At 55.8% G+C, this 24,617-nt stretch carries 23 protein-coding genes; 10 read left to right on the top strand and 13 right to left on the bottom strand.

The window, feature by feature from the left end; genetic code table 11:
- Positions 1-100: 100 nt before the first annotated feature.
- From dnaK to EYR88_RS06955, 4 genes are all read left to right on the top strand, one after another.
- A complete protein-coding gene (dnaK, locus tag EYR88_RS06970; protein ID WP_131088940.1) occupies positions 101-1,954 on the top strand; it encodes a molecular chaperone DnaK in 1,854 nt (617 codons plus the stop codon).
- Between the two features lie 13 nt (positions 1,955-1,967).
- Positions 1,968-2,549, top strand: a complete 582-nt coding sequence (locus tag EYR88_RS06965; RefSeq protein ID WP_131088939.1) for a nucleotide exchange factor GrpE — start codon at positions 1,968-1,970, stop codon at positions 2,547-2,549.
- Between the two features lie 85 nt (positions 2,550-2,634).
- Positions 2,635-3,612: a DnaJ C-terminal domain-containing protein gene (locus EYR88_RS06960; protein ID WP_131088938.1), complete on the top strand. Its 978-nt coding sequence runs from the start codon at positions 2,635-2,637 to the stop codon at positions 3,610-3,612.
- Positions 3,613-3,731: 119 nt separating this feature from the next.
- Positions 3,732-4,160, top strand: coding sequence for a MerR family transcriptional regulator (locus tag EYR88_RS06955; RefSeq protein ID WP_131088937.1), 429 nt, complete (start codon positions 3,732-3,734; stop codon positions 4,158-4,160).
- On the opposite strand, the gene EYR88_RS06950 is transcribed toward EYR88_RS06955, so the two are convergent.
- Positions 4,157-4,783 carry a GNAT family protein gene (locus EYR88_RS06950; RefSeq protein WP_131088936.1) on the bottom strand — a complete coding sequence of 209 codons (627 nt, stop codon included), beginning with the start codon at positions 4,781-4,783 and terminating at the stop codon, positions 4,157-4,159. The two genes, EYR88_RS06955 and EYR88_RS06950, sit on opposite strands and share 4 nt — an antisense overlap.
- A gap of 51 nt (positions 4,784-4,834) precedes the next feature.
- Positions 4,835-5,692, bottom strand: a complete 858-nt coding sequence (trmB, locus tag EYR88_RS06945; RefSeq protein WP_131088935.1) for a tRNA (guanosine(46)-N7)-methyltransferase TrmB — start codon at positions 5,690-5,692, stop codon at positions 4,835-4,837.
- Between the two features lie 125 nt (positions 5,693-5,817).
- Here trmB and EYR88_RS06940 point away from each other — a divergent pair, with 125 nt between their 5' ends.
- Positions 5,818-6,228: a YccF domain-containing protein gene (locus EYR88_RS06940; RefSeq protein WP_131088934.1), complete on the top strand. Its 411-nt coding sequence runs from the start codon at positions 5,818-5,820 to the stop codon at positions 6,226-6,228.
- Positions 6,229-6,299: 71 nt separating this feature from the next.
- On the opposite strand, the gene EYR88_RS06935 is transcribed toward EYR88_RS06940, so the two are convergent.
- The 3 genes from EYR88_RS06935 to EYR88_RS06925 form a co-directional block, all read right to left on the bottom strand.
- Positions 6,300-7,484 (bottom strand): TerC family protein, encoded by a 1,185-nt coding sequence (locus EYR88_RS06935; protein ID WP_131088933.1) that lies wholly within the window; start codon positions 7,482-7,484, stop codon positions 6,300-6,302.
- Between the two features lie 262 nt (positions 7,485-7,746).
- The gene (locus EYR88_RS06930) at positions 7,747-8,214 is read right to left on the bottom strand and encodes a GNAT family N-acetyltransferase (protein WP_131088932.1); all 468 of its coding nucleotides are present in this window, start codon (positions 8,212-8,214) and stop codon (positions 7,747-7,749) included.
- Between the two features lie 30 nt (positions 8,215-8,244).
- The gene (locus EYR88_RS06925; RefSeq protein WP_131088931.1) at positions 8,245-8,739 is read right to left on the bottom strand and encodes a DinB family protein; all 495 of its coding nucleotides are present in this window, start codon (positions 8,737-8,739) and stop codon (positions 8,245-8,247) included.
- Positions 8,740-8,853: 114 nt separating this feature from the next.
- Between EYR88_RS06925 and clpB the strand changes: the two genes are divergently transcribed.
- Positions 8,854-11,442: an ATP-dependent chaperone ClpB gene (clpB, locus tag EYR88_RS06920; protein WP_131088930.1), complete on the top strand. Its 2,589-nt coding sequence runs from the start codon at positions 8,854-8,856 to the stop codon at positions 11,440-11,442.
- A gap of 88 nt (positions 11,443-11,530) precedes the next feature.
- Here clpB and EYR88_RS06915 read toward each other — a convergent pair whose 3' ends face one another.
- A complete protein-coding gene (locus tag EYR88_RS06915) occupies positions 11,531-12,187 on the bottom strand; it encodes a septum formation family protein (RefSeq protein WP_131088929.1) in 657 nt (218 codons plus the stop codon).
- 224 nt (positions 12,188-12,411) lie between these two features.
- Here EYR88_RS06915 and EYR88_RS06910 point away from each other — a divergent pair, with 224 nt between their 5' ends.
- Both EYR88_RS06910 and EYR88_RS06905 read left to right on the top strand, forming a co-directional pair.
- Positions 12,412-12,630 carry a DUF3073 domain-containing protein gene (locus EYR88_RS06910; RefSeq protein ID WP_131088928.1) on the top strand — a complete coding sequence of 73 codons (219 nt, stop codon included), beginning with the start codon at positions 12,412-12,414 and terminating at the stop codon, positions 12,628-12,630.
- A gap of 160 nt (positions 12,631-12,790) precedes the next feature.
- Positions 12,791-13,711, top strand: coding sequence for a Sir2 family NAD-dependent protein deacetylase (locus EYR88_RS06905; RefSeq protein WP_315973787.1), 921 nt, complete (start codon positions 12,791-12,793; stop codon positions 13,709-13,711).
- An 81-nt stretch (positions 13,712-13,792) separates the two neighbouring features.
- On the opposite strand, the gene purM is transcribed toward EYR88_RS06905, so the two are convergent.
- From purM to EYR88_RS06880, 5 genes are all read right to left on the bottom strand, one after another.
- Entirely contained in the window at positions 13,793-14,932 is a 1,140-nt protein-coding gene (purM, locus tag EYR88_RS06900) for a phosphoribosylformylglycinamidine cyclo-ligase (protein ID WP_131088927.1), read from the bottom strand.
- An 80-nt stretch (positions 14,933-15,012) separates the two neighbouring features.
- Positions 15,013-16,536 carry an amidophosphoribosyltransferase gene (purF, locus tag EYR88_RS06895; protein WP_131088926.1) on the bottom strand — a complete coding sequence of 508 codons (1,524 nt, stop codon included), beginning with the start codon at positions 16,534-16,536 and terminating at the stop codon, positions 15,013-15,015.
- Positions 16,537-16,643: 107 nt separating this feature from the next.
- Complete coding sequence (locus EYR88_RS06890) at positions 16,644-16,970, bottom strand: hypothetical protein (RefSeq protein ID WP_131088925.1); 327 nt, start codon at positions 16,968-16,970, stop codon at positions 16,644-16,646.
- 4 nt (positions 16,971-16,974) lie between these two features.
- Positions 16,975-17,355, bottom strand: a complete 381-nt coding sequence (locus tag EYR88_RS06885) for a sterol carrier family protein (protein ID WP_131088924.1) — start codon at positions 17,353-17,355, stop codon at positions 16,975-16,977.
- Between the two features lie 79 nt (positions 17,356-17,434).
- Positions 17,435-18,409, bottom strand: a complete 975-nt coding sequence (locus EYR88_RS06880) for an asparaginase (protein WP_131088923.1) — start codon at positions 18,407-18,409, stop codon at positions 17,435-17,437.
- A 135-nt stretch (positions 18,410-18,544) separates the two neighbouring features.
- Between EYR88_RS06880 and purD the strand changes: the two genes are divergently transcribed.
- A complete protein-coding gene (gene purD / locus EYR88_RS06875) occupies positions 18,545-19,831 on the top strand; it encodes a phosphoribosylamine--glycine ligase (protein WP_131088922.1) in 1,287 nt (428 codons plus the stop codon).
- 14 nt (positions 19,832-19,845) lie between these two features.
- Entirely contained in the window at positions 19,846-20,751 is a 906-nt protein-coding gene (locus tag EYR88_RS06870; RefSeq protein ID WP_131088921.1) for a phosphoribosylaminoimidazolesuccinocarboxamide synthase, read from the top strand.
- An 84-nt stretch (positions 20,752-20,835) separates the two neighbouring features.
- Here the strand turns inward: EYR88_RS06870 and EYR88_RS06865 are convergent, their stop codons facing one another.
- Positions 20,836-22,644, bottom strand: a complete 1,809-nt coding sequence (locus tag EYR88_RS06865; RefSeq protein ID WP_131088920.1) for an ABC transporter ATP-binding protein — start codon at positions 22,642-22,644, stop codon at positions 20,836-20,838.
- Entirely contained in the window at positions 22,641-24,464 is a 1,824-nt protein-coding gene (locus EYR88_RS06860; protein WP_131088919.1) for an ABC transporter ATP-binding protein, read from the bottom strand. The genes EYR88_RS06865 and EYR88_RS06860 overlap by 4 nt, the downstream gene beginning before the upstream one ends.
- Positions 24,465-24,617: the final 153 nt, after the last annotated feature.

Raw genomic sequence — 24,617 nt, 5'->3', positions numbered from 1 at the left:
TGACAGTCGAAAACGGCTGAGTAAACTTGAGTCCAGAACGCTCAATGAGGATAAACGTCCTCAGCGTTAGTACTTTCAACCAAGGCAAAGGAGAGCCATTATGTCGCGTGCTGTAGGTATTGACCTAGGAACCACCAACTCCGTAGTTTCCGTACTCGAAGGTGGTGAGCCAACCGTTATCGCTAACGCGGAAGGCAACCGCACTACCCCGTCAATCGTTGCTTTCTCGAAGAGCGGCGAAGTTCTGGTTGGCGACATCGCCAAGCGCCAGGCCGTCAACAACATCGACCGCACCATCGCGTCGGTCAAGCGTCACATGGGTACCGACTGGACCATCGACGTAGACGACAAGAAGTACACCGCGCAGGAAATTTCCGCTCGTACCTTGATGAAGCTGAAGAACGACGCTGAGTCGTACTTGGGCGAAAAGGTCACCGACGCAGTGATCACCGTTCCTGCCTACTTCAACGACGCTGAGCGTCAGGCAACCAAGGAAGCCGGCGAGATCGCTGGCATGAACGTACTGCGTATCGTCAACGAGCCAACCGCAGCTGCACTGGCTTACGGCCTGGAAAAGGGCAACGAAGACGAACTCATCTTGGTCTTCGACCTGGGTGGCGGTACCTTCGACGTTTCCCTGCTTGAGGTTGGCAAGGATGACGACGGCTTCTCCACCATTCAGGTTCGCTCCACCGCTGGTGACAACCGCTTGGGTGGCGATGACTGGGATCAGCGCATCGTAGATTGGCTGCTGGCTCAGGCTAAGGCCAAGGGTGCAGATTTGTCCAAGGACAAGATTGCCCTGCAGCGTCTGAAGGAATCTGCTGAGCAGGCCAAGAAGGAACTCTCCTCGGCTACCAGCACCAACATCTCCCTGCAGTACCTTTCGGTTACCCCAGAAGGCCCAGTGCACCTGGACGAGCACCTTTCGCGTGCTAAGTTCCAGGACCTCACCAAGGACCTGCTGGAGCGCACCCGTAAGCCATTCAACGACGTTATCGCTGAAGCAGGCGTTAAGGTTTCGGACATCGCCCACGTAATCCTCGTTGGTGGTTCCACCCGTATGCCAGCCGTTGCTGAACTGGTCAAGGACCTGGCCGGCAAGGAAGCTAACAAGGGCGTAAACCCTGATGAGGTTGTCGCCGTTGGTGCAGCTTTGCAGGCAGGCGTACTGAAGGGCGAGCGCAAGGACGTTCTGCTAATCGACGTCACCCCACTGTCCCTGGGTATTGAAACCAAGGGCGGCGTGATGACCAAGCTGATCGAGCGCAACACCGCAATCCCAACCAAGCGTTCGGAAACCTTTACCACCGCTGAAGACAACCAGCCTTCGGTATCGATCCAGGTCTTCCAGGGCGAGCGCGAGTTCACCCGTGACAACAAGGCTCTGGGCACCTTCGAGCTGACCGGTATCGCACCAGCACCACGCGGTATCCCACAGGTTGAGGTCACCTTCGACATCGACGCCAACGGCATCGTGCACGTATCCGCTAAGGACAAGGGAACCGGCACCGAGCAGTCGATGACCATCACCGGTGGTTCCTCACTGTCCAAGGAAGACATCGAGCGCATGGTTCAGGAAGCTGAAGCACACGCCGAGGAGGACAAGGCTCGCCGCGAGGCAGCTGAGACCCGTAACGCTGCTGAGCAGGCTGCCTACTCGGTAGACAAGCTGATCAAGGACAACGAAGACAAGCTGCCAGAAGAGGTCAAGACCGAGGTCCAGGCCGACGTTGACGCACTGAAGGCTGCCCTTGAGAAGCAGGATAACGACGACGAGGTCAAGGCCGCGTTCGAGAAGCTGCAGGCATCGCAGACCAAGCTGGGCGAGGCTATCTACGCCAACGCTTCGGCTGAGGGTGCTGAGGCAACTGCAGGCGAGCAGGCTCCAAACGCTGATGAAGACATCGTCGACGCCGAGGTAATCGACGAAGACGAAGCCGACAAGAAGTAGGGAGTTGGGGAATATGTCCGAGGCAAAAGACCAGAACGAAAACTTCGACGCTGAGTCGGAGAACCAGCCAGAGGCCGCAAGCGAGCAGCCAACCGCTGACGCCCTGGGTCAGGCCGAGGCGATCCTGAACGAGGCTGGTGCTGGCGTGGACGAGTCGGCCGAGTCGCAGGAAGCTGCTAGCGCCGGTGAGGCCGAGCTACGCAACGACCTGCTTCGGTTGCAGGCTGAATACGTCAACTACCGTCGACGTGTTGAACGTGACCGTGCCGTGGCCCGCGAAAACGCTGTCCAGTCGGTGCTGACCACCATCCTTCCGGTACTCGATGAAATCGATGCAGCCCGGGCGCATGGGGATCTGACCGACGGACCGTTCGCTGCGATCGCCAACAAGCTGGATACCATTTTGGTTCAGCATGGCCTGGAGCGCATCAACGAGGCCGGTGTGGAATTCGACCCGAACATCCACGAAGCACTGCTTCGCCAGGCTGTTCCGGAAATTCCAGCCGACCATGTGGGTCAGGTGTTGCGTAACGGTTACCGCAAGGGAACCACCGTCCTGCGCGCAGCGCAGGTATTGGTCGCAACCGGCGAATAGCCACGAATAACACAATTGAAACTGCCCACTGCCGAGACTTCGTCAGTGGGCAGTTTCGAATTGGCATTGAAAGGATGGGGCCCTGATGGCAAGTCAGGACTGGATCGAAAAAGACTTCTACGCCATTTTGGGCGTCGCCAAGGACGCCAATGAGGCGGACATTAAAAAGGCGTACCGCAAACTTGCACGCAAGTACCACCCTGATACCAATCAGGGCGACGTGACCGCTGAACAGAAATTCAAAGACATTTCCGAAGCGCACTCGGTGCTTGCCGATAAAGAACAGCGTGAGCAGTACGACGCCATTCGCGCTATGGGTGGCGGAGCACGCTTCTCAGCTGGCGGCGCAGGTGGCGCACCGGGTGGTGGCCAAGCCGGCTTTGACGACATCTTCTCCAACCTCTTTGGTGGCGGAGGCGGGGCACGAACCCGTGGCGGACAGCCGGACTTCTCCGACCTCTTTGGTGGGGGAGGATTTGGTGGTGGCGGCGGTGGCTTCGGACAAAGCGCACCACCACGAAAGGGAGCGGACCGCACCGCGAACACCTCGATTTCCTTCTCCGGATCCATCAAGGGAACGACCATTGGGCTACGTGAGCAGAACGGCGAAGTCATCGATGTGCGCATCCCCGCGGGCATCAAGGACGGACAGTCCGTTCGCGTACGCGGCAAGGGCCAGCCAGGAGCTGCCGGCAACGGTGACCTGCTAGTCAAGGTCAAGGTTGCGGAACACCCTTTCTTCAAGCGCGAAGAAAATAATATCCGTGTCCACGTGCCGGTCACTTTTGACGAAGCGGTACTCGGCGCCAAGATCCATGTGCCAACCTTGGATGGCGACACCGTGGCGATGAAGGTACCAGCAGGATCGAACTCCGGTCGTACCTTGCGGCTGAAGGGCCGCGGCGTGAAGACGTCAAAGGCCACTGGTGACCTGCTGATCATCTTGGATGTAGTGATTCCGCAGAACCTGTCGGACGCTGCAAAGAAGGCAGTCGAGGACTTCGCTGCTGCAACACAGGACGCAGATCCCCGAGAGGACCTGGCCGCTAAGGCCAAGCTCTAAAACAGGGAAGTCCGCTTTCCTTCCTGCCGTGCCCTCGAAGTGGCACGGCAGGAAAGATAGACTCGGTGACTAGAGACTTAGGAGCAAATAAGCCATGGATGAAAGGTGGTTGAACCAACGTGAACGGTGAGTACCTGCGACCTGTATTCGTCATTTCCGTCGCCGCCCAACTGGCAGATATGCATCCGCAGACGTTGCGCCAGTACGACCGCATCGGTTTAGTCTCGCCCAGTCGACAGTCCGGCAAGCAGCGTCGCTATTCGCAGCGTGACGTTTCCTTGCTGCGCCAAGTTCAAACACTGAGCAAGGACGGGGTCTCCCTAGAGGGGATCAAGCGAATCCTGGATCTGCAAGATCAGGTTGCCTACCTGCAAACTGAAGTGAATGATCTGCGCAATGAACTAAGCGCCGTGCGCCGTGGCCAAACACGCATCTTTGCCGCCGGTACTTCCGGGGGTGACGTCGTTTCCTTGGCTCGTGGCATGCGCCCAGAACGTCGTGAACCGACCGTAACGTTGTTTACCACCCGCCGGGCTATCGGCCGCTAGAGTCGCCCGTGGCGTTCTAGACGCGCCTGAAGATTGGTGCGCACCGCTGGCCATTCGTGCGGCAATATCGAGAAAATCACGGTGTCGCGCAAGGTCCCAGTTGTTGGATCATATTTGTGATTGCGCAGCACACCGTCCTGCTTTGCACCAAGGCGCGTTATGGCGGCTCGAGAAGCAGCATTGTGCCAGTGGGTGCAGAATGCTACAGAGTAACAATCTAATTCTTCAAAGGCACGCTGCAGTAGCAAGTACTTTGCCGCCGGGTTAATTCCGCTTCCCTGAGCAGCGACCGACAAGTAGGTTGCACCGATTTCAACGCGCCTATTTGGCTGGTCAATGTTTAGATAAGTGGTGGCACCCACCGCTTTACCTGTTGCGACGTCAATGATGGCAAAGGGCGCCATAACCCCAGCATCCTGTAGCGCCAAACGATTCTTAATATCGTCAACCATCTGTTGGGCTGACGGAATGGACGTGTACCAAATCTTGTCCAGCGCGCCGGCGGTGACCACCTCGGCTAAGTCGTCGGCGTGATCCACGGAAAGCTGTTCCAGGCGTACCCCGGCGTATTCCATCGTGGGAGTCTGCGCGTACGTATTGGTTTCGGATGCAAAGGTGGCCATGGAATCCATCCTATGGATTCCATGGCCACCAAACACTTCTTGTCGTTGATATTAACCGACGCGGGTGTAAGCCAAATCGAAAACGAGACGTCCAGCCTTCAGCGCTTTGCCTTCAAAGCTGGTGAGGATGCGACGTTCAAAGCGCGGAGCCCAGCCACCTTGTTCATCAAGGAATTCTGGCTCAGGGTCAAAGCCTTCCATGCCGTCGCGGCGGACCTTGGTCAGGTTGCTCTCAACACCCGCGAGGTTGCCTGGATGCTGATTCTCAAAGTCTGCATGGGCTTCCAAGACTTCGCGCATTTGCTCCGCGTAGTTGGACCAGTCGGTAGCCAATCGCAGGGTTCCACCTGGCTTGAGCACACGCGACACCTTGTCCAGGAAGGACTGCTTGATCAAGCGGCGCTTGTGGTGGCGAGGCTTGTGCCAAGGGTCAGAGAAGAAGATCCAGATTTCATCGGCGCTATTCTCATCAAGCATCACGTCCAAAACTTCCGGAGCGTTGGCCTGAACTGCGCGGACGTTGCTGATCTCGAAGGATTCAACCTTCAGCATTAGTTGTGCAAGTCCCGGACGGTAAACCTCAACTGCGAGGTAGTTACGCTCAGGATCATCCTTGGCAGCATTAGCGATGCATTCTCCAAGGCCGGTACCGATCTCCACGATGAGTGGAGCGCTACGGCCAAAGGCCTGCTCAGGGTCTAGCTTAAAATCATCGGCAACCGAGGTGTCGGCAATCTTGCGCGGCGGATCAATGACGTACTGCTCGGCATTGCGTTCCCATGCGCTGGCACGACGGCCTTGCAAACGGTTGCCACGACGCACAAACGACACTGGTTCTGCGCGGAAGAGATTTGGGTCCTTGGGGGCAGTTCCTTCGGCAGGGCGCTGCTGATCGCTCGATTCGCTCATGATGATTAATCCTAGCGGAGCAACGGGGTCGGTTGCTTGCCAGAAAGTGGGGGATTGGACACCCTAGGGGAAAATCCGGGGGATCACCCATAGTGCAACGGCCAGCTAGGGAAGAAGATATACCTATGACTGATTTAGTGCGCGGTATTCTCAACATTATTTGGCTGGTGTTCGGCGGGCTTTGGCTTGCGCTGGGCTACGTCTTGGCCGGCATTATTTGCTGCTTACTGATCGTAACCATTCCCTTTGGCATCGCTTCGTTCCGGATCGCAGGGTATGCGTTGTGGCCGTTCGGCCGCACTGCCATCGATCGCGGTCCGGTCGGTGCCTTCTCCACTTTGGGCAATATTATTTGGGTACTCGTTGCGGGTATCTGGATTGCTATTGGGCACATCGTTACTGCGATCCCGATGTTTGTTTCCATCGTTGGTATTCCTCTGGGCATCGCGAACCTGAAGATGATCCCCATCTCCTTGATGCCACTGGGCAAGGTCATCGTGCCTTCCGATTACTACATCGCTGGCATCCGCCGTTAGGCACTCCTGCAAAGATTTGGCCACCACCTCCGACTGGAGATGGTGGCCAATTCTTTGGGCGCAAGCAGAAGCTAGCTATTTAGATAGTGTTCGTGTTGCTGATGCGCTTCGGCAACTTCTTCGCGAATCTTCTCGACGTCTTTGGCCTTGTCCCGGTATTTCTTGGCCATCGACTTCACGTAGGCTTCCTCTTCAAGCAAGGCCTGGTAGATGCGTTCACGTTCGTTTGGATCCGAGGTGTAGGTCAGATCTGTGTAGCTACTGGCGTGACGTCCTAGGTTGCCAATAGCAGTCTGAGCCTTCCCGGCCTTGCTGAACAGGGATGCAAGTACGGTAATGAGCAAGGCACCAATGATTACGGTCAAGGACAATCCGGTACTAATTTCGATGACTTGAACGTGTTCACCGTCGTTGATGAATGACAGATTGTTTTCGTGCAGTGCGTGCAGGATCAGCTTGACGCCGATGAAGGCCAGGATCGCTGCGAGACCGTAGGACAGGTAGATCAGTCGATCAAGCAACCCGTCAAGAAGGAAGTACAACTGGCGCAGTCCCATAAGTGAGAATGCTGTCGCGGTAAAGACGATGTAGACATTCTGGGTTAGGCCGAAGATGGCCGGGATCGAATCCAGAGCGAACAGAATGTCGGTTCCACCGATGGCCACCATGACCAGGAGCATCGGGGTCAGTACTTTTTTGCCGTCAATCTTGGTGAAAAGTTTGTCACCGTCGTAGCTATCGGTGGTGTGGAACAGCTTCTTGGCGATACGGATGATGAAGTTATTGGCTTCATCAGATTCATCATCTTTCTTCAGCAAATTGCCTGCAGTTAGCAGCAAGATCAAGCCAAAGAGATAGAAGACCCAGGCGAACTGGTTGATCAGGGCTGCGCCAACAAAGATGAAGCCGGTGCGGGCAATCAGCGAAAAGACGATGCCAAAGAGCAATACTTTTTGCTGGTCTTCACGGGGGACTCGGAAGCTAGCGATGATGATCAGGAATACAAAGAGGTTATCTACCGACAGTGCTTTTTCGGTGATGTAACCAGCGAAGTACTCGGTGCCCATATCGATGCCGCCGAAGATCAGTACAAAGACTCCGAAGAGCAGGGCAATGCCAACATAAATGCTGGACCAGATCGCTGCTTCTCGCAGGTTCGGAACGTGGGCCTTGCGTATGTGGAAGAAATAATCGAAGGCCAACAGGCCGAGAATGAGCACCACAGTGAGGGTCCAAATTAGGGCAGATACTTCCATGGAAGGTCCTACTTTCGTAAGGCGCGTTTAGACGATTTTGAGTAAGTCTCTTCGCCTGCTTAGAGCTGGCCGTAAAACCCGGTAGACCTATGAAGGTCCACGTATTGACGGGTGAAACGCTTATGAATACTCCCTTACGTATTTCAAGCCTAACGTGTTTTGTCAGTGGCTGGGAAGACCCGCAGTGCAGATGAAGATGTGATTAGTGACATACATGGTTCGTGTTCGCGCGTTCTGAGTGAGCGTGGATCATGTGGCCATCCTAGAGCGTTTTGCGCATCTTGACGCTGGTGGTTTCGAATCCTAAGGATTCATAGAGGCCGCGTGCAGCATGATTGAACCCAAAGACGCTTAGCCCAAGAGTCTTTGCGCCTTGGGCGAGAGCGTAGGCTTCCGCTAGTTCCATAGCTTCCCGGCCAAAGCCTTTGCCTTGGTATTCGGGATCCACCATGATGTCCCACAGCCACCAATAGGCTGGATCTTCGGAGGTGTCTCGACCAATCCAGAGGTACCCGACATCGCCAAATTCATCATGATCCAGAATGAAGACCGCGTTGGAATCGGTGGGAAGGGAATCCGGAAATGATCCTGCCATGGTTCGTTCGGCATTGTCCTGCGCTTTAGCCGGACTTGTACCTGCAGTGATGAGATCTGCGACGTATTCGCTGGTACTGCGCTTGAGCCATGATGAGAATTTTTGGGCGGGGATGGGGATGAGGGTTAGTGACATCTTCGCTGCGTTTCCGTTGGTTGGGGAGTGCTACTGGCGTGCATCGATGATTTGTTCACGCACGATATCTGCGTGCCCGCAGTGCTGAGCGAGTTCACGAAGTACGTGGAGCTGAATCCAGCGTAGCGGTAGTGGCCCTCGTCGGTTTCCTGGGAAGATCTCGTCCCCACTCGTGCCCTGTACTACTTTGCGAGAGTGTTCGATGGCCTGAGTGTAGTCACGTTGCACTGATTCAATGCTGTCCGTGGGTAGGAGGTCAAAGGTCTCATCTGGGCTATCGGGGATTCCCAGTTGCTTGCGTGAGGTCCCAGCGGCAGCTTCGCCGAACCAAACGCGTTCAACGAAGGTGGCGTGCTTGAGCAATCCAAGTAACGTCGTCTTGGAATTCACTAGCTGCATACGTACTTCAGACTCCGTGAGAGTTTCCAAACTGTCGTGCAGCATCTGCCGGTGCTGATCAATGAAAACCTGAATCATTGAGTCGTGATTCGAGCTGTACACCTCGGGGGTATCGGGATTGGTCATGATTCATCCTAAGGCTCTTGCAACGTGTTTCTGGTTGGAATAAAGTCACCTACAATAGAGTTGAGTTAAGTACACTCAAGTTTATGGGTTCACCCAAAGAGAGAAAGGACGAGCGTGGACACCAAACTCACCACTAAGAGCCAGGAGGCTCTCTCAGCTTCCGGTATGAATGCCTCCACCGCAGGCAATGCGCAGATTGAACCAGCGCACTTGCTCAAGGCACTTCTGGATCAGCGAGACTCCGTCGCTGTTGCCCTGCTGAAAACGGCTGGGCTTGATGTTGATGCTCTGTCAGTGAAGGCTAGCGCCACTATTAGTGCGCTGCCATCAAGCTCGGGTAGCTCAGTGGCCCAGGCCCAGTTCTCACGTCAGCTCTTGCAGGTAGTCAGCAACGCCCAGGAAACCGCGACCGAAATGGGCGACACCTACGTTTCTACCGAGCACCTGCTCATCGCACTGGCCTCGGATCAAACCAAGGCCGGCGAAACCATGCGTGACTTCGGTGCTACCCGCGAGCTCTTGGTGGGAACCTTGCCTACCATTCGTGGGGACCGCAAGGTTGATAATCCAAACCCCGAAGCCACTTTCCAATCTTTGGAAAAGTTTGGCACTGACATGACAGCTATGGCGCGCTCCGGCAAGCTAGATCCTGTCATTGGCCGTGACCGTGAAATTCGTCGGCTTGTCCAGGTGCTTTCTCGCAGGACCAAAAACAACCCTGTGCTCATCGGTGAGCCCGGTGTTGGTAAGACTGCAGTGGTTGAGGGGCTAGCTCAGCGCATGATTGCCGGAGACGTTCCCGAGTCCCTGCGAGGCAAGACCCTGATCTCCCTTGATCTGGGTGCTATGGTGGCCGGTGCTAAGTACCGTGGTGAATTTGAAGAGCGCTTGAAGTCTGTTCTTGAAGAGATCAAATCTTCAGACGGGCAGATCGTGACGTTCATCGATGAGATCCATACCGTTGTTGGTGCTGGCGCTTCTGAAGGCGCCATGGACGCCGGAAATATGCTCAAGCCAATGCTCGCCCGTGGTGAACTGCGCCTGATCGGTGCCACCACCTTGGACGAGTACCGCGAGAACATCGAGAAGGACCCAGCCCTGGAACGACGCTTTGCTCAGGTGTACGTTGGAGAGCCGAGCGTAGATGACACCATTGCCATCCTGCGCGGACTCAAAGAACGCTACGAAGCGCACCACAAGGTGTCCATTGCTGACTCCGCACTCGTGGCAGCCTCATCGCTATCCAACCGGTACATCTCAGGGCGTCAGCTTCCAGATAAGGCCATTGACCTCGTTGACGAAGCAGCCAGCCGACTGCGCATGGAGATTGACTCAGCACCAGAGGAAATCGATGAACTGCGCCGTGAAGTGGACCGACTGACCATGGAAGAACTGGCCCTATCCGACCAGAGTGATCCAGCATCAATCGAGCGCTTGGAGGCACTACGCAAAGACATGGCCGACAAGAAGGAAACTCTTGACGCACTGAACTCTCAGTGGGAGTCGGAGAAGGCCGGACTAAACCGCGTAGGTGATCTCAAGGTCAAACTTGATGAGCTACGTGGCCAGGCAGAAAAGGCGCAGCGCGAAGGTGACTTGGAGAAGGCCTCACGTCTTCTCTACGGAGAGATTCCAGCTCTCCAGAAGCAATTGGATGCTGCTGCGCTCGCCGAGGCGAACCGCTCAACCCAAGATAGCATGGTCGCTGACGAGGTCACTGCCGATGACATCGCCGAAGTCATTTCAGCGTGGACAGGAATTCCAGCGGGTCGAATGCTTCAGGGTGAAAGCCAGAAGTTGCTGGATATGGAACAGATCCTTGGCCAGCGGTTGATGGGGCAGAAGCAAGCTGTTAGCGCCGTCTCGGATGCAGTACGCCGGACTCGTGCTGGTATTGCCGATCCCAACCGGCCTACAGGATCCTTCCTGTTCCTTGGGCCAACCGGTGTTGGTAAGACTGAGCTGGCTAAGTCCTTGGCAGACTTCCTCTTTGATGACCCGCGTGCGATGGTTCGAATCGACATGTCTGAGTACTCGGAGAAGCATGCAGTCTCACGCCTCGTTGGTGCCCCTCCGGGATACGTTGGGTATGAAGAAGGCGGGCAGCTCACCGAAGCAGTGCGTCGGCGCCCATACTCGGTGATCTTGCTTGATGAGGTTGAGAAGGCGCATCCAGAGGTATTCGACATTCTGCTTCAGGTGCTCGACGATGGCCGGCTGACTGACGGGCAGGGCCGGACAGTGGACTTCAGGAATACCATCCTGATTCTCACTTCCAACCTTGGTTCGCAGTTCCTGGTTGATCCAAGCATGGAAGAGGCGGAGAAAAAGAGCGCGGTCATGAACGTCGTCAATGCGTCGTTCAAGCCGGAGTTCTTGAACCGCTTGGATGAGGTCATCCTGTTTGATCCACTGAGCCTGGAGGAGTTGGGCAACATTGTGAAGCTGCAGATTGAGCTTCTTTCGCAGCGCCTTGCCGAACGTCGTCTGAGCCTAGAGGTTGATCAGGCTGCCAGTGGATGGCTGGCCCTGACCGGATACGATCCTGCCTATGGTGCGCGTCCTTTGCGTCGCTTGGTTCAGCGTGAAATCGGGGACCGGTTGGCTAAGGAAATCTTGGCTGGCAATGTACAAGATGGTGACACCGTTGAAGTGCTTCTTGACCAAGAGGCGGATCAGCTCAAGGTGTTGAAGAAGAGCTAATAACAAAAAAGTAGGGGCATGAACAGAATCATTCTGTTCATGCCCCTACTCACTTTTTGCTCAAGACTATTGCGCAAGAAATATTTACTTAGCTTTCGGTGGTCTCTTCGGCCTTCGAATCCTCATCCTCGGAAGATTCATCCGTGGACTTTTCGTCTTCAGAATTCTCGGTCGATTCTTCAGGCAAGAGCGAAGTGCGTACGTTGCCTTCGGAGACGCTCAAGAAGCAAGAGACCGTCCGGTCGCCCTGGCCCCAGGTGCTTTCAGAAGGGCGGGAGAAGTGATAAGTCCACGTGGAGTCCAAGCCAGCGCTGGGATCAATGGAGACAGATTTGCACATATCTTCTGACTGGGTCAGTAGCTCGTTGGCGCCAGGGTAGTCGGTGCCGGAAACTTCAAAGGAACCGATCATCTGAGCGTTGTGCGCTGAATTGCAGGTCACGACAGTTTGCGTGTCCAACGGAGAATCGAATTCGCGAAGGCAATCTCCGAGTTCTAGCTGAGCTGGAGGCATTTCGGTTGCAATGATCCCGTCGAGCCCAGGGGATTCGTTGCGTTCCACGTTGTTCGCAATGGGCGAAGCTGGGGGATCTATGATGCGTAACACCACAAAGACCACGGCAGCGGCCAGCGCCAAAACGGCGATGATCATTAGTGCCCATTGGCCACCGCGTCGCTTAGGCTTCTGAGTTTCGGGCTGCAATGGGGGCAATGCCGCCTGCGGCTCCGGCAGATTCTTTTCCACCACCTGCTGGGCTCCTTCATTGTCGGGTCCTGCGAACGTTCATCAGCTCAATACATAGTCGTTGGACTAATTGACAGTCTAGCGGTATCGGAGAGTGTTGCGTTCAATGCTCGCCGGTGAATCATGTTAACCTTTAAATACGAAAGAACTGATCACATATTCGGGGGCCTTCATCTTTTAAGGTGGACCACCTTCCGACTCTACTGAAAAGAGGGGGTCACGCCATGGGGCGCGGCCGTCAAAAGGCTAAAGCACAGCGTCAGGCGCGAGACATTAAGTACTACTCTCCGTCCACTGACCTTTCGGCACTAGAACGCGAGTTGGGCGTTCAGTCCGATCATCATGCTCAAAAAATTGAGCGTAATGATTCATCGTATGAAGAAGATTATTCGGATTACGACGATCTGACTAAGAAGTACTCACGAGACGACGATGAGGATTAATCTCCTTATCTGAGACCGGGAGTTCTTGACTCTCAGTGCCACACCCAAAGCACCAAGTGGTACAGCTCTTCAGTACATTTACGACAAGCCGCAGGGACTAAGCTAAATTAGCTAGTAGTCGCTGCGGCCTTTGTCGTGTCTAACAAACTTGAGGTGGAACGTGAGTAGCAAAGAAGAGCTATCAATCCAGATGGCGCACCACTCTGCCATACGCTCGATGCAGCGAATTGTGGAGGAGCAAGCTCCACCAACACCCGAAGCCGAAGCGCTTGAGGGTGTGAAACAAATCCTCGCTGCGGGCAACGTGCTAGTTGTTACCGGTGCCGGGGTTTCCACTGACTCGGGCATTCCAGACTACCGGGGCCCTAACGGATCGCTACAGCGTCACCGTCCGATGACTTATCAGGAATTCCGCTACCGTCCTGAAGCACGCCAACGCTACTGGGCGCGCGGCTACGTAGGCTGGCGCCACATGGATAAGGCTGAACCAAACCAGATTCACCGGCGCTTGGTGCAGTGGGAACGTGAAGGCAAGATTAGCGGAATCATCACCCAGAACGTGGATGGCCTGCACCAGCAAGCGGGATCCCAACGCGTGATCCCGGTGCATGGAGATCTCTCGACTGTGCGTTGTCTAAACTGCGGATTTAGCGAGAACCGTAGGGACTTCGACGTACGACTGGAAGCGGCCAACAAGGGTTACATAGAAGCGGTAGAAATTGATCCCGCCGCGGTGAATCCCGATGGCGATGTGGAGCTACCGCAATACCTCATCGACCAGTTTGTGATGGTTCGTTGCCTGAATTGCGATTCCTATGCGCTCAAACCAGACGTTGTCTACTTCGGGGAAAGCGTCCCAGCTGAACGCAAAGAACTCATGACCGCGTTGGAAGAAGAATCCAGCTCCTTGCTTGTGCTGGGGTCCTCCCTGGCAGTGATGAGCGGCTACAAAGTATTGCTGAACTTCGTCAAACGTGAACTGCCCGTAGCGCTGATCACCAATGGCCATGTGCGCGGAGAACAAAAAGCTACCTGGCGTTGGCGGATCCCCTTGGACCAGGCTCTGAGCCAACTGGACTAGGGCTGCCCGAACCTAAGCCGAAATAAACGAAGCGCCGCACTGACAATCAGTGCGGCGCTTCGTTGTAGGTAACTGTGCTGGCTACTTGGCGTAGGCTCCGGTCAGCAGCACTGCGCCACCGTCAACACCCTTAGCACCTTGGACGAAGTCCAAGCCTGCGTCAGCTGCCGACGGATCAATGTTTTCAACCTGACCCATAACCCATGCGCCCATACCTGACTTGTTCAGCAGCTGTACAGCACGGTCTGCCACGGCCTGATCAACGATGGCTACCATGCCAACGCCCAAGTTCAGGGTGCGCTCCAGATCTGGCTGTGGCACGTTGCCCAGAGTCGCGATGGTGGAGAAGACAGCTGGCAAAGCCCAGGTGGAGCGATCCACACGAGCCATCAAGCCCTGTGGCAGCACACGAGCGAGGTTGGCAGCAAGGCCGCCACCGGTCACGTGGCTGAAGCCATGCACACCGAAGTCCTCGCCGTTGTTCAGATCATCAATCAGATCCAAGCAGGCGGTGGTGTAAATGCGGGTTGGAACAAGCAGTTCTTCACCCAGGGTCTTACCGAACTCGGCAACCTCGCGGTCCAGTTCCCACTTAGCGTGGGCAATAACCCGACGCACCAGCGAGTAACCGTTGGAGTGAATACCTGAAGAGGCCATGCCGATAACAACGTCGCCGGCCAGAACACGTTCTGGGCCGAGCAGCTGATCAGCTTCGATAACACCGGTGGCAGCGCCGGCAACATCGTATTCGTCTTCCGCCAGCAGGCCTGGGTGCTCAGCGGTTTCGCCGCCGACCAATGCGGTGCCAGCGAGCTTGCAACCCTCGGCAATACCGCGAACGATGTCCGCGATGCGCTCTGGGACAACCTTGCCGGTGGCAATGTAGTCGGTCATGAATAGTGGCTTGGCACCTACGACGACGATGTCGTCAACTACCATGCCGACCAGGTCCTGGCCGATGGTGTCGTGGATGTCCAGCTTCTGGGCGATAGCCACCTTGGTGCCCACACCATCGGTGGAGGTAGCTAGGTAAGGCTTTTTGTAACCGGTCAAGAAGGAGACATCAAAAAGCCCGGCGAAACCGCCAACGCCTCCGACGACACCCGAGGTGTGGGTAGCCTTGATCGCACCCTTCATCAACTCAACGGCACGGTCACCGGCCTCAACGTCAACGCCGGCACCGGCATAGGTGATGGAAGTTGGCTGATCATTGCCGCTCATGGCAGAGGTTTCCTATTCTGTCGTGAGCACCGGTTCTCCGGTGCCGCTTGCAACGAGATGTGTGGGGAGGTCCCGGGTACTTAGCTGATGTTTTCGAATTCGGAATCTGGGCCGGGCTCGCAACCAGGCTGGTTAGCACGCTCAAGCAGATTCTTTCCCCGACGTTCTTCCTGCGGAAGCGCGATCGGGTAGTCACCGGTGAAGCACGCGGTGCACAGACGCTCGCGTGGCTGCATGGTGGCTTCGATCATGCCGTCTTCAGAGATATAGGCCAGCGAGTCAGCACCAATGGAGGTAGCGATCTGATCCACTGCTGCACCATTGGCAATCAGTTCTGCGCGGGAGGCGAAATCGATGCCGTAGAAGCAAGGCCACTTCACCGGAGGCGAAGAAATCTTCACATGCACCTCGGAAGCTCCAGCTTCACGCAGCATACGAACTACCGCACGCTGGGTGTTGCCACGAACGATCGAGTCATCCACTACCACCACGCGCTTACCGCGCAAGACGGTTTCCAAGGCGTTGAGCTTTAGCTTGATGCCCAGCTGGCGAAGGGTCTGCGAAGGCTGAATGAAGGTACGGCCAACGTAGGCGTTCTTCACAAAACCATGGGTGAATGGAATGCCAGATTCTTCGGCGTAACCAATGGCTGCGGGGGTACCAGATTCCGGGACTGGGATCACGATATCTGCATCCGCGCTGTTTTCGCGGGCCAGCTGGCGACCCATTTCTACGCGGGACTCGTAGACCGAACGTCCAGCGATGGAAGCGTCAGGGCGGGCGAGGTAAACGTACTCAAAAACGCAACCCTTGGGGGTAGCCTCGGCAAAGCGGGTGGAGCGAACACCATTCTCATCGATGGCGATCATTTCGCCTGGCTCGATTTCGCGGATGAACGAGGCACCTACGGTAGCCAAGGCTGGCTGCTCGGAGGCAACAACCCAACCGCGGTTCAATCGGCCCAATACCAGTGGGCGTACACCGTGTGGATCGCGAGCTGCGTAGAGGGTGTCTTCGTTCATGAAGACAAAGCAGAAGGCGCCTTCGATTTTAGGCAGTAGTTCCAGCGCGGTTTCTTCCAGCGACTGTCCCTCGGTCCCGGACAAAAGAGCGGTGACCAAAGCGGTGTCGGTGGTATTGCCCTGAGCGATTTCGCCGCGGACCTTGCCACCATCTGCCTGCTGCTTGGCAACAACCATGTCAGCCAAGTCAGCGGAGTTAGTCAGGTTACCGTTGTGCGCCAAAGCAACTGTGCCGGTCTGGGTTGGACCCAAAGTTGGCTGGGCGTTAGCCCAGTGGCTGGCGCCGGTGGTGGAGTAACGGCAGTGGCCAACAGCCAGCTGTCCGCTCATGGAGTTCAAGGTGTTCTCGTCGAATACCTGCGAGACCAGGCCCATGTCCTTGTAGACATTGATGCGTGCACCGTCGCTGGTCGCAATGCCAGCTGACTCCTGCCCGCGGTGTTGCAATGCATACAGACCGTAATAGGTCAGCTTTGCAACCTCTTCGCCCGGAGCCCAAACGCCGAAAACGCCGCATTCGTCCTGCGGCCCCTTCTCGCCTGGAAGCAGGTCGTGATTTAAGAATCCGTCGCCACGCGCCATGTCAGTTATTCTCTCATGTTCTGGTTTGGTCGACACCGACCGTTTGTGTGTGGTTGGTGGCGGCCAGGTGCGCGGCCGCCCGCTCTTCAGTGGAAGGGAAAAGCTGCCTAGCCTTGTTGTCCCCTGGAGTCAGTGTCCTCGGCCAGAGGAACTGCCAGATGCTTAGTGGATTTTTTTGACGTGAAGCGATCAATGATCACGTACACCAATGCTCCGATACCTGCACCGAGTCCAGCACCGAACATCGCGAAGAATCCGGAGGCTGAAGCGCGGGTGTACTCCTGCGAAGGTTCGCCGAGCAAACCTGTGACCAGACCGATTAGCGCACCAAGTACGACAAAGGTCAAGATGAATGGCCAGAATTTGGGCGCCGAGTGAATTTGCACTTCGACACTTTGCTCTGCAGATCTCGGGGTAGCGGGGTGTTGCTCCATACCCTTAAGGGTACTCAATAAGTGGTAGGTGCGCGGACAAGTCTGCCCTAAGTCCAGAGGCGTGCAACTGGCCAGTTTGCTGTGCTTCACTCCAATACGTTCGCCCGGTAGCTAACAAAAGCCAGAGTTCAGCAGGCATTTCGACTACATTGGGCGGTGTTCCACGGGTGTGCCTGGGCCCTGCTATGCACTGAGTCACACCGAAGGGTGGTACGCGTACTTCAACGGAATTTCCCTCGGCACGAGAGGCTAATTCTTCCAGCAGGTAGCGAACCGCCATAGCGAGGACAGGACGGGATATTTTTGCTTGTCCTGGCTCGGTTTGAGCCCACTCGCGCACTGCCGAGCGTCCAGCGGTTTCATCAACGCGACGCTTGATTGCCATGACCTATCTCATCTCTTTGTTTCGATGACGTAAAACTGTCATATTTGCCGGGGGAGTCGTCCCGGGTGGAAGTTGATCACTAAAAATCGGTCCCAGCTAACTGTAGATCAGCTGCTTGGGCACCAACTGTGGTGGCCGGCGGCTGAAGTTGCTGGTGCAATTTGCGATAGCTATTTTCATCGATGGCCGAGAACTTGTGCAGTAATGACAGAGCCAACAGATCGGTTCCTCGCGAAGAGCCATCAAGCATTTTTATCGCCACGGTGACCCCGTTGGGAGCGGTCATGGCCAGCACTCCTTCGGCACCTAACTTAGCGATGACACCAGCGTGTTTGATGACTTCGGTATTTGCTTGTCCTTCGCCCCTCACCGCCCAGGGATGGTGGAGCATGGCAGTAACGGCTCGTTGAGCATCTGGATCTGAAGTAGCGAGCAAGTGATGGAAACCGCGGGCCAGACTGAGCAGGGACATTTGCACTGCTGGGGCGCCGCAGCCATCTACGCCGGTGCGTGCCACCGGGCCGCAGAACTCTTCAAAGACACGGTGAGCTGTTTGCTGCACAGGATGGGCCGGATCCAAGTACGTGTCGGTGTCAGCGCCTAGGGACTTGGCTGCATTCAGGAACCCTGCATGTTTTCCCGAACAGTTGAACGTCAAGCGCGACTTGGGCAGATGCTCAATGGTCATCTGCGTGCGAGTCGCTGAATCTACGGGCCACGCTTCGGGGCACTGCAAATCATCGGTACTCAGTCCAGCTGATTCCAAAATCTGTAAGGCAAGCTGCTGATGCGCAAAGCTGCCCACGTGGCTAGCGCAGGTCAGAGCTACCTGTTCCTCAGTTAGTTGTGCACCGCAGCGCAAGGAAGCGATTGCTTGGAAGGGCTTGAGTGCAGATCGCGGAAAGATCAGCGCCTCTGGGTTACCGAGAGCCAGCAACGAGGATCCGTTTTCTCCGAGCACCACGGCTACACCGTAGTGTCTAGATTCCACCGCGCCATTACGTCGCACCTGCACCAGCTGCGCACAATCGGAAATATCCACTGATCCATCCATCTGCCCAGTTTATTCGCGAACTGTGCGCACCAATGCTCAACGGCGTGCAGCAGGGTGATCCTGCGTCCAAATTCAGAGGATCTGGGGAAGTCATAGACAGCATCAGCTCCCAACTTCTCCGGTAAACTCGGCGGGGTGAAGGTACTGGTTATTGGCCCAGGTGGCCGCGAGCATGCAATTGTCCGAGCACTCAGTGCAGACCCCTACGTCAAAGAAGTTCATTGTGCACCCGGTAATGCCGGTATCGCACAGGACGTCACCACCCATCAGATCGATGCACAAGATCCAGCATCAGTGTTGGCGCTGGCCCGCGAGCTAGCTAGCGATCTGGTCGTTGTTGGACCCGAAGCGCCATTGGCAGCAGGCGTTTCCGACGCACTCATTGAGGCGGGAATCCCGGTCTTCGGCCCAACCAAAGCCGCAGCCCAGCTGGAGGCTTCCAAAGCATTCGCCAAGAACGTGATGGCCGCGGCTGAAGTTCCAACCGCGATGGCTCATGTGGCGACCAACCGTGAGGAAGCCGCCAACGCATTAGATGACTTCGGCGCACCTTACGTGGTCAAGGATGATGGACTAGCCGCAGGCAAGGGTGTTGTTGTCACCTCTGACCGTGATGAGGCCCTTGAGCACGCTGAAGCCTGCTTCGCAGCCGGCGGCACTGTAGTCATTGAAGAATTCCTTGATGGCCCAGAAGTTTCACTTTTTGTTATTTGCGATGGCAAGCATGCCGTTCCACTGTCGCCAGCCCAAGATTTTAAGCGCATCTTCGATAATGACGAAGGCCCAAATACCGGTGGCATGGGTGCCTACTCACCACTTGAGTGGCTTCCAGAGAACTTCGTCAACGAGGTTATGGACCGAGTCGCTTACCCAACTCTGCGTGAGATGGAAAAGCGTGGCACTGCCTTTACCGGTGTGCTCTACTGCGGTTTGGCGCTGACCAAGCGTGGTATTCGAGTCATTGAATTTAATGCTCGTTTTGGTGACCCTGAAACTCAGGCGGTGCTTGCACGCCTCAAGACTCCACTTGGTGGCATTTTGTTGGCCGCCGCCAAGGGTCAGCTTGATGATGATGAGCAGTTGAACTGGTCGTCCAAGACCGCAGTAGACGTAGTTATCGCGGCAGAGAATTACCCTGACACCCCGGTGAAGGGTGCGGTAATTTCCGGCCTTGACGCTGCCAACGCACTGGAAAACGTGCATGTGATGCATGCCGGAACCTCCGCGGATGCCCAAGGCAATGTCATTGTTGCTGGCGGACGTGTGCTGGCAGTGGTTGGTCTAGGCGATGACCTGAGCGCTGCTCGCAAGGCTGCCTACGCAGGCGTTGCACAGATCAGCTGGAACGGTGCCCAGTCACGCACCGACATTGCATTGAAGGCCGAACGCGGCGAAATCGTCGTAGCGAAGCAAAGCAAGTAAGGGACTAGGCAGTTATGGCAGGATTGAAGACCGAAGTTCTTGACCTTGAAGGTTGGGACCATTTCTACTCGGGCAAGGTACGCGACTTGTACGTGCCAGCCGGTGTGAGCTTCGAGGACACCGACCGCGTGCTGGTCGTTGCTTCGGACCGCATCAGCGCCTACGATTTTGTACTTTCCAGCGAGATCCCAGACAAGGGCAAAGTGCTGACTCAGCTAAGCCTTTGGTGGTTTGAACAGCTCAGCGACTTCGCCAACCACGTGATCTCCACCGATGTTCCAGAAGCTGTGGCCGGACGAGCCATGGTCTGCAAGAAGCTGGAAATGTACCCGATCGAGTGCATCGCTCGCGGTTACCTCACCGGTTCAGGGCTAGCTGAGTACAAGGTCTCCAAGACCGTATGCAGCCTGCCATTGCCTGATGGCTTGGTTGACGGTTCACGTTTGACCCCTGCACTGTTCACTCCATCGGCTAAAGCTGAGGTGGGGGAGCACGACGAGAACATCACTTACGAGCAGACCGTTGAGCGCGTTGGCAACGACGTGGCTGAGGCACTGCGTGAGAAGACTGTTGCGTTGTACGAACAGGCCGAACAGATCGCCCGTGGCCGTGGCATCATCTTGGCTGACACCAAGGTTGAGTTTGGGGCTGACGCAGCTACCGGTGAAGTTACTTTGGGTGATGAGGTGCTCACCCCGGATTCATCACGCTTCTGGGACGCAGAGGCCTATCAGCCAGGTCAGGCGCAGCCGAGCTTTGATAAGCAGTTTGTCCGCGACTGGCTGACCAGCGACGCATCGGGTTGGGACAAGAACTCTGACCAGGAGCCACCACAGCTCCCAGAAGAGATTATTGAGAAGACTCGCGCTCGGTACATTGAAGCCTATGAGCGTCTAACTGGCCTAAGGTTCAGCGCCTAGGCTAGTTGCACTCCACGATAAAACCCCTGTCGATCCGGAATGATATTCCGGGCCGGCAGGGGTTTATTCGTCGGTCGGCGGACCTTAGACCAATGAGTCTTTCCATGCCTTGTGTAAGGCGGCGAAACGTCCCTGACTGGCAATGAGCTCCTGTGGTGTACCGTCCTCGGTGATCTTTCCATCGTGAACTACCAACACCCGGTCAGCGATCTGCACAGTGGAGAGCCGGTGCGCAATGATCAGCGCCGTACGGTTACCCAGCAACGTCTGCAATCCGCGCTGTACAGCTCGCTCTGAAGGAATATCCAAGGAGCTGGTGGCTTCATCAAGTATCAACACTGCAGGATCTGCCAAGAACGCTCGTGCAAAGGAGATCAGCTGGCGCTGGCCAGCGGAGACACGGCCGCCGCGTTTGTTCACGTCGGTGTCATAACCTTCGGGCAGATCCATGATGAACTCGTGAGCTCCAACTGCGCGGGCCGCCGACTCAATATCTTCAAGGGACGCGCCAGGGCGTCCCAGGGCAATGTTCTCGGCAACGGATCCCGAGAAGAGGAACGCTTCCTGAGTCACCATCACTACGTGCTGACGTAACTCTTTGTTGGACAGTTCATTGATCGGAACCGAATCCAGTGCCAACGTTCCGGAGCGAAGATCATAGAAGCGGGCGATGAGCTTGGCCAACGTCGATTTTCCTGCACCGGTCTGACCCACCACAGCGACCGTTTGACCGGCAGGGATGTGCAGATCAAATTTGTCCATGATGATCGGTCCATTGCCATAACCAAATACCGCGTCCTTGAACTGAAGATCTCCGGCCACTGTGGTGATGGACTGAGGCTGCGCAGGTTCACGCACCGTTGGTTCTTCTTCAAGCAGACCCGAGACCTTCTCCAACGCCGCTGTTGCTGACTGCAGAGACGAGTAGAACATCGCAATCTGTTCTACAGGCTGAAAGAGCCGTTTTGAGGCCAAGAGGATCGCCACCATGGCACCGACGGCCATGGTCCCTGAGATGATTCGGAATCCACCGTAGGCTAAGAGAGCGGCCACAGTGAGGTTGCCAATGAGCACCAGTCCGGGCTGCAAAACACCAAACAGGTTGAAGGAGCGGACCGAATTATCCCGGTACTTTTCCGCAATTTCTTGGTAGTTCTCGTCGTTGGCCCGTTCTCGGCGGAAAGCTTTCACAGCGCGAATGCCGGTCATCGTTTCGACAAAGGTGGAAATCACCTTGGCTGAAACGACGCGGGATTCGCGGTACAGAACTTCAGAGCGGCGCTGGTACCAGAAGAACAAGATGGTCACTGGAATCGCGGCAACACAGACTACTAATCCACTGCGCCAGTCGAGGAAGAAAATCGAAATCAGCGTGAAGATAACAAAGACGCAGGAGGAAGCCAGCTCGGAGACTCCCTGATCAAGCAGCTCTCGCAGAGTTTCCAAGTCTGAAGTCTGTCGGGAGATGATGCGACCGGAGGTGTAGTTCTCGTGAAACTCAAGGCTCAGGCGCTGGGTATGACGGAACACTTGCTGTCGCAGATCCAAGAGCATAGCCTGCGAAATTTTTGCTGCAGAGTTGATGTACCAAGAAAGCAAAAAGCCACTGAGGATCGCGCAGATAATGTAGCCGGCGCCGGTAAGGCCCAAGGCTGACCAGTTGCCCTCACGTACTTGAGGTAGCGTCCAGTCGATAGCAAAGGCAATGATTACCGGCAGCAGAACGCGTGCTGCATTGGAGAGCAACACCAAAACTACGGTGAGGATAAAAAGCTTTTTCTGCGGCAAAGCCAGTGCCCCGAGCAATCGGAAGGACCGCTGGCGTACTACCTTACGATCAGCAGCGTTGAGTTTGATGGCGTCCTCGTTGGCGACGCCTTGTGTCTGGCTCATCGGGAGGCTCCCTCAATTGCTGATTGTTCTTCATCATGCAAACTGGCAATGACAAATCTGTAGTGTTCATTGGTGCTCAGCAGGTGGGTGTGACTGCCCACCGCGTCGATTCGTCCATCGCGCAGCAACGCCACTCGGTCTGCGAGCATCACCGTTGATGGTCGGTGAGCCACGATGAGCGTGGTGGTTCCGGCGAGAACTTCTCGAAGTTTCTCGGTCACCAGTTCTTCTGTCTTCACATCCAAAGCGGACAGCGGATCATCAAGGACCAGTACGCTCGGACGGGCCGCAATGGCACGTGCTAGCGCGATGCGCTGACGCTGGCCGCCGGAGAGCGAAAGCCCCTCTTCACCGATGAGAGTATCTACGCCGGCAGGCAGGTCATAGGTGAAGTGCGCTTGGGCTACGTCTAGTGCTTCGCTCAGCAGTGCTTCGCGTTGTTCTTCGTTTAGTTGTTCTGGGGCACCGAGCAGGACGTTCTCTCGAATGGTGTTTGAGAACAATGTGGTGTCTTCAAAAGCCACGGCAATTTCGGTGCGTAGCTGATCTAATTCCCAGTCCTTGACGTTCTGTCCATGGATGAGCACTTCCCCGGCCGTTGCATCGTGCAGACGGGGGATCAAGTTCAATAAGGTGGATTTGCCTGAACCGGTGATTCCCACCAAGGCCATCGTTTCGCCAGGACGAATGTCTAGATCAATGTCGGCAAGGATCGGGCGGCGTGTTCCGGCTACATCTGGGTAGGCAAAACGAACGTGACGTAGCTGCACGCTTCCGTCTCGCGTTTCAGGGACGGTTGGGTTGGCCACAGAGACAATGTCATTGGTCGAGTCCATGACCTCAAAATGCCGGTCCAGTGCAGTCTTGGTACTCAAGGTCATGCCCAAGAGCATTCCCATGCCTTCTACCGGGCCAGCGATCACTGCGGCGATGGCGAAGTAGGCAACCAGCGCGCCGACACTGAGCGTTCCATTGGCGACTTGAGCGATACCAATGAACAGGCCAATGCCCAAGATGGTTTCTGGCACCGCGACCACAGTAAGCAAGAAACTAGCCAAGGTCTTAGCTTTGGCAATTTCGGTTTCTTGGAGGGATTTGGCTTGAGTATTAAATCCTTCGTAGATGTGTGGACCGCGTCCAAAAGCCTTGATGACACGAATACCGTGCACCGATTCTTCCACGGCGGTGGCAAGGTCTCCGGCTTGGTCCTGACTGAGCCGGCTGGCCGCACGGTATTCATTGCGGAAGCGGTAAGCCTTGATGGCAATGGGAATAGAGCCAAGCAAGTACAGCAACCCCAAGATCCACGAGTGAGTGAACATCAGAATGAGTCCGGTGATCACAGTGACGGTCTCAACGACCAGCATCATTGCGCCGAAGGCCAGCCAACGGCGCAACAGCGACAGATCCGACATGGAGCGGGAGAGTAGCTGGCCGGAGCCCCAGCGCTCGTGGAAGGCAACAGGCAGCCGTTGAAGGTGCTTGTAGAAACGAATGCGCATCTGGGTTTCAAGCCCGGCGGCGGGATTGAGCACAAACTGGCGGCGCAGGAAAATCAGTAGCGCTTCAACAAATCCGAGGGCGGCAATGATGGCAACGGAAATCCAGACTTCGGAGGTGGCACCATCACGGTGAAAAACAGAGTTCACCAGCCACGCCAACACCTGGGGGATGGCTAGGGCAACAATTCCGGCACCGAGCGCACAAAGGAATCCGCAGAAGAGCCGAGGAAGTATCGGCTTAACAAACGGGTACAGTCTCTTCAACGTTGCCGAGAGCGGAACTGGAGCTTTGGTCTCGACTTTTTGTGCTTGCGCCACGGTACCCCGTATTCATCCAGAAGTTCGACAGAGCTTCAGCTTACAGTCACTGGTTGGGATAATTCAATCAATTTCTGAATTTGGGAAAGAAACGCTTCACATCGGAAATGAGTAGATCCCGGGACTTCGCCAGATAAGGCGAAATACCGGGAT

The organism is Arthrobacter sp. S41 (assembly GCF_004320535.1).
Lineage (GTDB): Bacteria > Actinomycetota > Actinomycetes > Actinomycetales > Micrococcaceae > Glutamicibacter.
Note: the sequence above shows the minus strand (reverse complement) of the source record. Positions and strands in the feature narration are given on the sequence as shown.